This window comes from Acinetobacter sp. YH01024 (assembly GCF_013420195.1).
Classification (GTDB): Bacteria; Pseudomonadota; Gammaproteobacteria; order Pseudomonadales; family Moraxellaceae; genus Acinetobacter; species Acinetobacter amyesii.
This window is the reverse complement of sequence record NZ_VOYQ01000025.1, coordinates 26,449-34,792: the sequence shown is the minus strand read 5'-3', so window position 1 is coordinate 34,792 and position 8,344 is coordinate 26,449. Positions and strand designations below refer to the sequence as shown.

8 protein-coding genes are annotated in these 8,344 nt (G+C 41.1%); 3 read left to right on the top strand and 5 right to left on the bottom strand.

Translation table 11 applies throughout. The features are described from left to right. From FTT88_RS11290 to FTT88_RS11270, 5 genes are all read right to left on the bottom strand, one after another. The coding region (locus FTT88_RS11290; protein WP_180004907.1) for a transposase domain-containing protein at nucleotides 1-508 on the bottom strand (508 nt) is incomplete at its 3' end. A 126-nt stretch (nucleotides 509-634) separates the two neighbouring features. Then, a complete protein-coding gene (locus tag FTT88_RS11285; RefSeq protein WP_180005026.1) occupies nucleotides 635-1,564 on the bottom strand; it encodes an AEC family transporter in 930 nt (309 codons plus the stop codon). An 81-nt stretch (nucleotides 1,565-1,645) separates the two neighbouring features. Beyond that, entirely contained in the window at nucleotides 1,646-2,761 is a 1,116-nt protein-coding gene (locus tag FTT88_RS11280; RefSeq protein ID WP_180005025.1) for an NADH:flavin oxidoreductase/NADH oxidase, read from the bottom strand. 12 nt (nucleotides 2,762-2,773) lie between these two features. Further along, nucleotides 2,774-4,942 carry a TonB-dependent receptor gene (locus FTT88_RS11275; RefSeq protein WP_180005024.1) on the bottom strand — a complete coding sequence of 723 codons (2,169 nt, stop codon included), beginning with the start codon at nucleotides 4,940-4,942 and terminating at the stop codon, nucleotides 2,774-2,776. A gap of 18 nt (nucleotides 4,943-4,960) precedes the next feature. Continuing rightward, nucleotides 4,961-6,241 (bottom strand): carbohydrate porin, encoded by a 1,281-nt coding sequence (locus tag FTT88_RS11270; RefSeq protein ID WP_180005023.1) that lies wholly within the window; start codon nucleotides 6,239-6,241, stop codon nucleotides 4,961-4,963. A gap of 389 nt (nucleotides 6,242-6,630) precedes the next feature. Here FTT88_RS11270 and mutM point away from each other — a divergent pair, with 389 nt between their 5' ends. The 3 genes from mutM (at nucleotide 6,631) to FTT88_RS11255 (ending at nucleotide 8,332) form a co-directional block, all read left to right on the top strand. After that, nucleotides 6,631-7,485 (top strand): bifunctional DNA-formamidopyrimidine glycosylase/DNA-(apurinic or apyrimidinic site) lyase, encoded by an 855-nt coding sequence (mutM, locus tag FTT88_RS11265; RefSeq protein WP_180005022.1) that lies wholly within the window; start codon nucleotides 6,631-6,633, stop codon nucleotides 7,483-7,485. Beyond that, entirely contained in the window at nucleotides 7,482-7,760 is a 279-nt protein-coding gene (locus FTT88_RS11260; protein ID WP_078192338.1) for a peptidylprolyl isomerase, read from the top strand. The genes mutM and FTT88_RS11260 overlap by 4 nt, the downstream gene beginning before the upstream one ends. Before the next feature lie 197 nt (nucleotides 7,761-7,957). Next, complete coding sequence (locus tag FTT88_RS11255; RefSeq protein WP_005007840.1) at nucleotides 7,958-8,332, top strand: hypothetical protein; 375 nt, start codon at nucleotides 7,958-7,960, stop codon at nucleotides 8,330-8,332. Nucleotides 8,333-8,344 lie beyond the last annotated feature (12 nt).

The following is an 8,344-nucleotide window of genomic DNA, read 5'->3' as shown; positions in this document are numbered from 1 at the left end:
TGACTAGGCACGTGGCTCTCACTTGTGGGTAAGGTGCTACAGCAGTTTTACCTTTAGATGAGCCAAAATGATTAAAGTTCTCTTCGGTCAGCGGCATAGACCAAACCACCCCATCAACAGCACATATGCTAAGTCCTTGAAAGTTTGAATATTGTTGCTGTGTTTCATCAAACCATGCTTGGCTGAGTAGAGAGAACAAGGTAGCTAAAGGTTCTCGACCTAAACGTTGTCGTGCTTGGACAGCTGCACTAGGAACACAATATTCTGTTGTACCGAACACGAGTTTTAATTGCTCTACAACATAACTGATGGGTTGATTTCGAAACAAGGCAAGTCCAATAACGAGCCACACCACGTGCTCAGCAGGTAATTTTCTCCTTCTGATCGATGCCTTACCTGTTTGATAAAGGCTTGTTTCAATCCAGTTTAAGTCAATAAGTTCACGAAAATGGCTGAGTGAAGGGAGAGAATGTTCAAGGGTAGATTCTAAATGTTCAGATAAAGACATAAAAAAATGAGCGTATTTACATACACTCATTTTTACTACATTTTTCTAAAATTTGCTTAACTGACTGGCATTACTGCACATGCAGGGCTTTTTCATGGGGTTAAGCAAATTTTTAGCTGATCAAAATCACGCCCACCACAGACTGATTAATACGCCTGTTACGACAAAGCCCAAGATGGTACTCATCAACAAAGGCGTTAAGGTCTTTTCATTTAAGCCATACACTTGTCCTAGCATGGCAAAAATCGTCGGCATCGGCAATGCGGCAATAATCGTCCCTGCATATAACATCTCTTGGCTGACATCGGTCAAATAGCGTAAGCCTAAATAAGTCAGTAAAGGCATCACCAAGTTGCTTGAAATCACCAAATAGAAGCTCTGAGCATTCACACACTTTAAGCTCATACCGACAATTCCCCCACCAATTGCAAACAGCGCCAATGGTGAAGCTGTTTGACCTAACATCGCCAGTACATCATTGATTTGATGTGGCAAACGGATTTGGAAAATTGCAAATCCAATCCCTAACATTACCCCTGCAAAGAGTGGATTTTTTAACAGGGTAAATAAGGTATTTTTGATGATGTCGCCAATATTGGCTTTTTGCTGTGAACTTCCTAATTGCGCAAGGACCAGTACCGTTGGAATCAGTAGCACACTTTCAATAATGACGATTAGTGAGGTATAGGTCATCGCATTTTGACCGACCAACAAGCTTAGCACTGCAGTGCCAATTAAACCTGTATTTGACATACCAGCGCCTAGTGACAGTACCGCTGTTTGCGACATATTATTTTTAAAATGTGTCGACAATAGCCAATAGGCCATGCCATACAATAAAAATGTGACTCCGGTATAAACAAAGAAATAGCCGGGATACCAAATTTGATGCAAATCTTTAGAAGCTAATGACTGAAAAAACAAAGTCGGCAATGCAATCTTAATCACAAATGCGCCAATGGTTCCGACCTGTTCTTTACTCAATAAACTGCATTTTACAGACAGATATCCCAAGGCCAAAAGAAAAAAGATTGGACCAATCACCTCAAAGACCATACGAAATATCCTGTGTAATAGACTCTGCCATCCACACCCTCAACCTGAGAGTGTAGATCGGACCGCTATAAATTTTGAAAATTAGAAAGCCGTAAATTGACTTCTTTGTGCATGCGGTTGACAGCGTAAATACTGCGGAGAAATTTTTAAATTTTCACCGAGTTCAGCAGCGGCATGCCATGGCCAACGCGGGTCATATTGAATTGCACGAGCAAGACCAATCGCATCTGCCATGCCATATTGTAAGATGCCTTCGGCTTGCATTGCTTCGGTTATTAAACCCACAGCAATGACGGGAACCTGAACGGCTTGCTTTATGGCTTCAGCAAAAGGCACTTGATAACTGGCTTGTAATTGAATTTTTTGCGCAACATCTAAGCCGCCACTAGAAACATGAATATAGGCTGTGCCTAGTTGTGCAAGCGCTTTTGACAAGCCAACAGCCGAGTCTAGATCCCAACTCGGTGCTTCAGTATATTCCATCCAGTCAGTTGCGGAAATACGTACCCCAATTGGATAATCTTCAGGAACGGCATTTTTCATGGCTTGGAACACTTCAAGCGTCAGCCGAATGCGATTTTCCAGACTGCCACCATATTCATCGCTACGCTGATTCGACAATGGCGACATAAATTGATGCAGCAAATAACCATGTGCGGCATGTAGCTCAATTAAGTCAAAGCCTGCATCTACCGCTCGTTTTGCTGAATCGGCAAAGTCTTGAATGATCTGCTGGATTTCTTCTCGGCTTAAAGTATGGGGTGCATGATCTGTGACATTAAAGGGCAACTCACTGGCTGAAACAGTTTGCCATCCTTGAGGATGATCTGGGGGTAATTGTCCACGTCCTGCCCAAGGTTTATCTGTCGATGCCTTACGACCCGCATGTGCCAGTTGGATAGCAAATGGCATAGGTGAAAGTGATTTCACCTTGGCCAATAGTGCCTTCATCTGTGCACGTTGCATATCATTCCAAAGGCCGAGGTCTGCATAGCTAATGCGCCCCTCTGCCTGTACAGCCGTTGCTTCGACGATACAAAGTCCAGCACCTGACAAGGCATAATTCGCCCATTGTTGCTCATGCCAATAGCTTAACTCCCCTTGCTCATTGGCTGAATACTGACACATGGGTGCAATCACGATTCGATTAGTCAGCCCCAATGTTCCAAACTGAATTGGTTGAAATAACAACGCCACATTACTCTCCTTTTAGAAGGCTTTGGTCACACTTAATCCTGCACTCCAATTCAAACCATCAGCAGGCTCATAATAACGATAGACGCCTTGTGATCCTGATGTATTGACGATAACTGAACCCACATAGTCTTCATCAAAAAGATTATCTATTCGTGCATAGCTACGTACTTTCCAATCATTGTTTTTCCACAAATAGCCAACATTAACAGACGTCACGCTATAGCTTGGAGCTGTTTCAGAATTAGCATCATTGGCATAAATCTTGTCCATATAACGCACTTCAACACCCGCATTAAAACCCGCTTCAGGTTGCCATCCTAGCGCAGCATAAGCTTGGTTCTTTGCAATACCTGGGATGTAATTACCCTTTTCAATTGCTATACCATCAGAATTTGAATAGGGAGAATCAAATTTTGCATCAATATAGCTATAACTCGCTTGTGCAGTTAAATCGTTCCAAAGCTTATGTTGCCAAGAAAACTCAATACCTTTTCTCAAGGTTTGATCGGCATTTTTATAAACTGTGCGACCTGCATCACTCAGGTATGAAACAATATCATCATGCGTTTTTGTATAAAAACCTGCCAAAGTGAATAAACCATAATCATTTTGCGCCTTAAAGCCTAACTCATAGTTATCACTTGAAGATGGATCTAAATCATTATTTATTCCGCCGATGATTTGACTCGGTTCAACTGGATCTAAACGGTAGGCACTTTCTGTAAATGTCGGTGTTTCAAAACCTTTGGCAAAACTGATATAACTCGTCAAATCAGGAGTAATTTCCCAAGATAATGCCGCTGATGGTAAAAATTTATCATACTTATTTTTACCACTATCATCACCATTAGCTAAATAGCGATCTTTAGATTCATAACGAACATTGCTATAACGCAAGCCAGTGTCTAATCGAACTGTAGGTAAAAATTGCCACGAAGCTTGTAAATAAGGATCTATATTCCAAAGGGTATTATTTTCTTCTCGGCGTAAATTTCCCTTATGACCAAAATCATAATCTGTTGCAGAAGTATTAACAGAAGTTCTTTTGAAATTTTCATAACCACGTCGTTCTTCATCCATTTGATCAACAGCCAAGCCTAAGCTAAGACGTGTATTTGGTAATAAATCCTTACCAGTCCAACGGAAATCTGCTCCATAATAATCCCTATCAAAATCAATCACCCCACCTGCATGCTCGGGATTTCTTTGCACAGTATTTGGAATACCTTGATACTGAGTGACTTCACGATGTCCTACATAACCCATTACATAAATTTCATGACGATCATTGATTGGTTTAGTCCAAGTTAAACCTGTTTGTGTTTGTTGAATATCTTTACGTACATCATATTTAAAAACATTTGCTTGAACTTGCTTAGGATTTTCTTTCCATTCTTGTTGACTCAACCCTTGCGGATCCTCGGCATTGATATCCACATGATTCACAATCCAATTGACCTTAGAACCATCATCCAGATCCCAAGTCAGTTTTGCATTGCTAAGTACTTTATTTGCGGCACTATGATCACGGTAACCATCGGTTTCAAAATAAGAAGAACTCATGACATAGTTAGGCTCATTGGCCTGTTCTGAGCCACCTTGCAACACAATGTCAGCACGGCTTTTATTATGACTGCCGCCTGAATAGCCGAGTTCGATCGAGTCTTTTCCAGTACCTTGTTTGGTCGTTGTTAAAATCGCTCCACCCGAAGAGTTACCGTATAAAGAGGAAAATGGCCCGCCCAACACTTCGATATGATTTAAGCTACTCATATCGATATTTGATGTCTGTCCCTGACCATCCGGCATGGTCGCAGGGATTCCATCAACATATAAACGGATACCACGCACACCAAATGTTGAACGTGCGCCAAAGCCTCGCATAGACAGTTGCAAGTCTTGTGCATAGTTTTCACGGTTATTCAGTTGTAGTCCGGGCACACCTTTTAAGGTTTCAGACAGATTCACACCCGTATTGTTATTATTTTCAGCTTGCTGTACACGGTATACCGATGCAGGTGTTTTTAACCACGTGGTATTGGTTCGTGGTGCTTCAATGGTAATCTCAGGAAGTAAAACAGGTTCCGTAGAACCTGTTTCTGCATACAGCTGTTGGCTAATACATGCCGTCAGGCAAAGTAAATGTGTCTTAAATGATGTGACGTTAAATTTACTTTGCATAGAGCACCTATTTTGACATTAGAAGATTACCTTAGAGCTTAAACCAATTAGGAAAGCATCATCAACTCGATTCGTTGAACCTGGATTAATAACATATTGAAGGTTCGGACGTAGCATCAACCATTTGGTCGGGTTGTAGCTATAGTTCAACTCGATGTTGTATTCCGCACTCGCATCATATACTGGACGTGAATCTGCGAAGCGGTCATTTACATGCACACGGTTAACTGCTAAACCCAAAATATCATTTGGCTGGCTATCCACCAGACCAATATATTTCAGACCGATTTGTTGTGAGTTATCTACTTTGTTGGTATCACGATCATGCCAGGTAAAGTTAGCAAATGAATGCAGACCTTGGCGGCCATTACCAGTTGAAGTCAACTGTTGTTCTACGGCTAACCAGCCGGCAAAGGTACGATTTTTACCATCAACACCTACGCCATTTACTGTACCTTTAGCGACATCATACTGATTCTCTGCATCATCAGCCGTGTTATACATACCACCAACACGGTAGCTACCCGGTAAACCATTCACAAAGTTCTTCGGTGTCCAGATCACTTCTGCCGGAATAGTTACGCCATCAGCATTGTCTGTATCTAGGTTCCAACCGTGACGCTCTAACGCATTTTCAGGGTTGTATTCATATACACCCACTTGAACAGCAAGTTCTGGGTTAAGTTCTTGTTTAACACGTGCACCCCATTGAGATACTGGCGTATTCATCCAGATGTTACCTTGCCATTTACCCATTTGGGCAGCACAAAATGCTGTACTGGCAAAGTCGCATCCCATCACGTTGAAGTCCATACCTAGACCTAAACGACCTGCTTTAATGCTTAAGCCTTGCTGTTTAAATTGCTTTTCAATAGACAGTTCAGATAAGCGAGTTTTCTGATTACCACGACCAAAATTGGCTTGTGCATTTGCCAATTGAGGAACATCTCCTTGCAAATCACGAACTGAGGTACTTTGACCTTGACGAGCAGTCATCACGGCACGCACAGTCACGCCATCCCAACCTGCGAGTTTTTCCATATCCAGCTGTGTTCCTAACCACAATTGGCTGGCTACCGTTGCTGAATGTCCTGGATTACGACCGCCATCGGCAAGATAGGCAGCATCAGCAGCAATATTGGCCTCAAACTTCACACCTTGTTGTGCAAGTTCGGTACGTTTACCATCCCAATCCCCGAGCATGTACTGACCTTTAGTATCGAATGCTTCTGCGGCGTGAACATGTGTCATGGCTGCTGCAACAAATGCAGGTAGAAGAGCTAGACTGTATTTTTTCATGGTAAAACCTAAATCTGGAGAGAGTCCCTAGACAAGCCTTAAGGCTTGAAATCTAATGTCACAAAAATTACATAATTTTTCACGTTCTATCTCAGCATTATTTTTATCATTCACAAAACTTTAATTTATTAATAAGTGATTTTAAATAAATCTATTGTTATGGAATATTTTTAGTTTTTATTTTTCAATATCTTATATTTTTTAAAAAATTAAATTTTAAAATTCTGATCGCTTGCTTAAACTCATCATCGTGACTTATTGGTTTATTATTCTCACAATTAATAATCAATAACCTGTTCATGCATTCCTCAGACCGCGATGAAACTTGCATTCTGTAGGGCTAGACCCAATAGTATGCATAACTTGAATGACCCATTGCTTCGACCTTTATGCCTGAATTACCAGAAGTAGAAACCACTAAAACCAGTTTATTGCCATTATTGAATGAAAAGATTCTCAAAGTTGAGGTTTTTCAGTCGAGTCTGCGTTGGCCAATTCCTGACGACATTCAAAAACTCGCCGGACAAAAGCTGCTTCAGCTCAGCCGTCGATCAAAATATATTTTGGCTGAATTTGAACAGGACAGCATGTTGTGGCATTTGGGCATGTCTGGCAGTTTTCGGATTTGTGAAGGTCATGAAGCATTACGCAAGCATGATCATCTGGTGATTCATTTTGAAGATATGCAATTGCGCTATCACGATCCACGCCGTTTTGGCTGTATTTTATGGTTAGATGCATCGTCTCGAAGCAAACTGATTGACACGCTTGGCCCTGAACCGCTGAGTGATGCGTTTAATGCTGAATACTTATTCCAAAAATTTAAAAATAAGCAGACCGGTATCAAAGTATCGATCATGGACAATCATATCGTGGTCGGAGTCGGCAATATTTATGCAACGGAAAGCTTATTTAACCTCGGCATACACCCTGCGCAGCCTGCATCGAGTTTGAGTTTTGAACAAGTTGAAAAAATGGTCATCGAAATCAAACGCATTTTAAAACAGGCGATTGATTTAGGCGGTTCAACTTTACGCGATTACAGCAATGCGATGGGTGAAAATGGTTATTTCCAGCAAACCCTGCTCGCCTACGGACGTGCCGGTGAAATGTGCATCAACTGTGAAACCACGTTGCAAAATATCAAACTGGGACAACGTGCATCGGTGTTTTGCCCTGAGTGCCAGCCTTTAAAAAAGGTTAAAATGCAGACTAAGAAAACTCTGAAAGGAAATAAAGCATGAAGTCTGCGATTGTTCGCCACATATTAGTCAAAGATAAAGAACTATGTGAGCAACTGAAAAAGAAAATCAAAGGCGGTGCGGACTTTGCCAAAATTGCGAAGCAGCATTCGACATGTCCTTCGGGTAAAAAAGGCGGCGAGCTTGGCGACATTAAAAAAGGCCAGTTGGTTGGCCCAATTGATAAAGCGGTATTTACCCTACCTGAACGTGAACTGCATGGTCCGATCAAAAGCCAATTTGGCTGGCATTTATTAGAAATTAAGTTTCGGATGTAACATAGCACCCACATTGAACATGCTATAACGAGTATATCGCGAATATGTGCTTTTCATCTTAAAGCACATAATCCCAGTATTTTTTTCAATCGTTCAGAACATTGGCTGGCGGTTTTCAATCATATAATATAAATCATAGCAACCAGATAACATTGCACTAAATCAATTCTACTTAATAATAAACAAAGGACATTCCATTGGGCTATTACAACTATTTTCGTCTTGGCACTGTCGATACAACAGATTTTACAATCATTCGAGGTGAACGAAAGCATGCACTTATCCAAGCATTATATGATGATCAAGATATGAACCCTCATGGTGAAGTCCAGTTGGCACTAGATTTAGATGGGAATCGTAACGATGAATCAAAATGGTATGATGCGATACAGCAAATTAGCAAATTATCCAAAAATCACCCTTTAGTCTTATTTATATTAGGTCAACAAGCCTGCGCACCCGAATCACCTGAAGAAGCAAATGAAGTATTTACAGGCATTCGAAATGGCATTGTTTTTTCGACATCAGAACCTAAGTTTATGAAAATGACGCCTCAACAAAATTCACAATAAAAAACGGCGCTT

What these genes read in the sequence shown, in the direction of transcription:
- FTT88_RS11275 (WP_180005024.1), bottom strand. Translation starts at nt 4,942, where the DNA reads ATGCAAAGTAAATTTAACGTCACATCATTTAAGACACATTTACTTTGC.
- mutM (WP_180005022.1), top strand. Translation starts at nt 6,631, where the DNA reads ATGCCTGAATTACCAGAAGTAGAAACCACTAAAACCAGTTTATTGCCA.
- FTT88_RS11285 (WP_180005026.1), bottom strand. Translation starts at nt 1,564, where the DNA reads ATGGTCTTTGAGGTGATTGGTCCAATCTTTTTTCTTTTGGCCTTGGGA.
- FTT88_RS11270 (WP_180005023.1), bottom strand. Translation starts at nt 6,241, where the DNA reads ATGAAAAAATACAGTCTAGCTCTTCTACCTGCATTTGTTGCAGCAGCC.
- FTT88_RS11260 (WP_078192338.1), top strand. Translation starts at nt 7,482, where the DNA reads ATGAAGTCTGCGATTGTTCGCCACATATTAGTCAAAGATAAAGAACTA.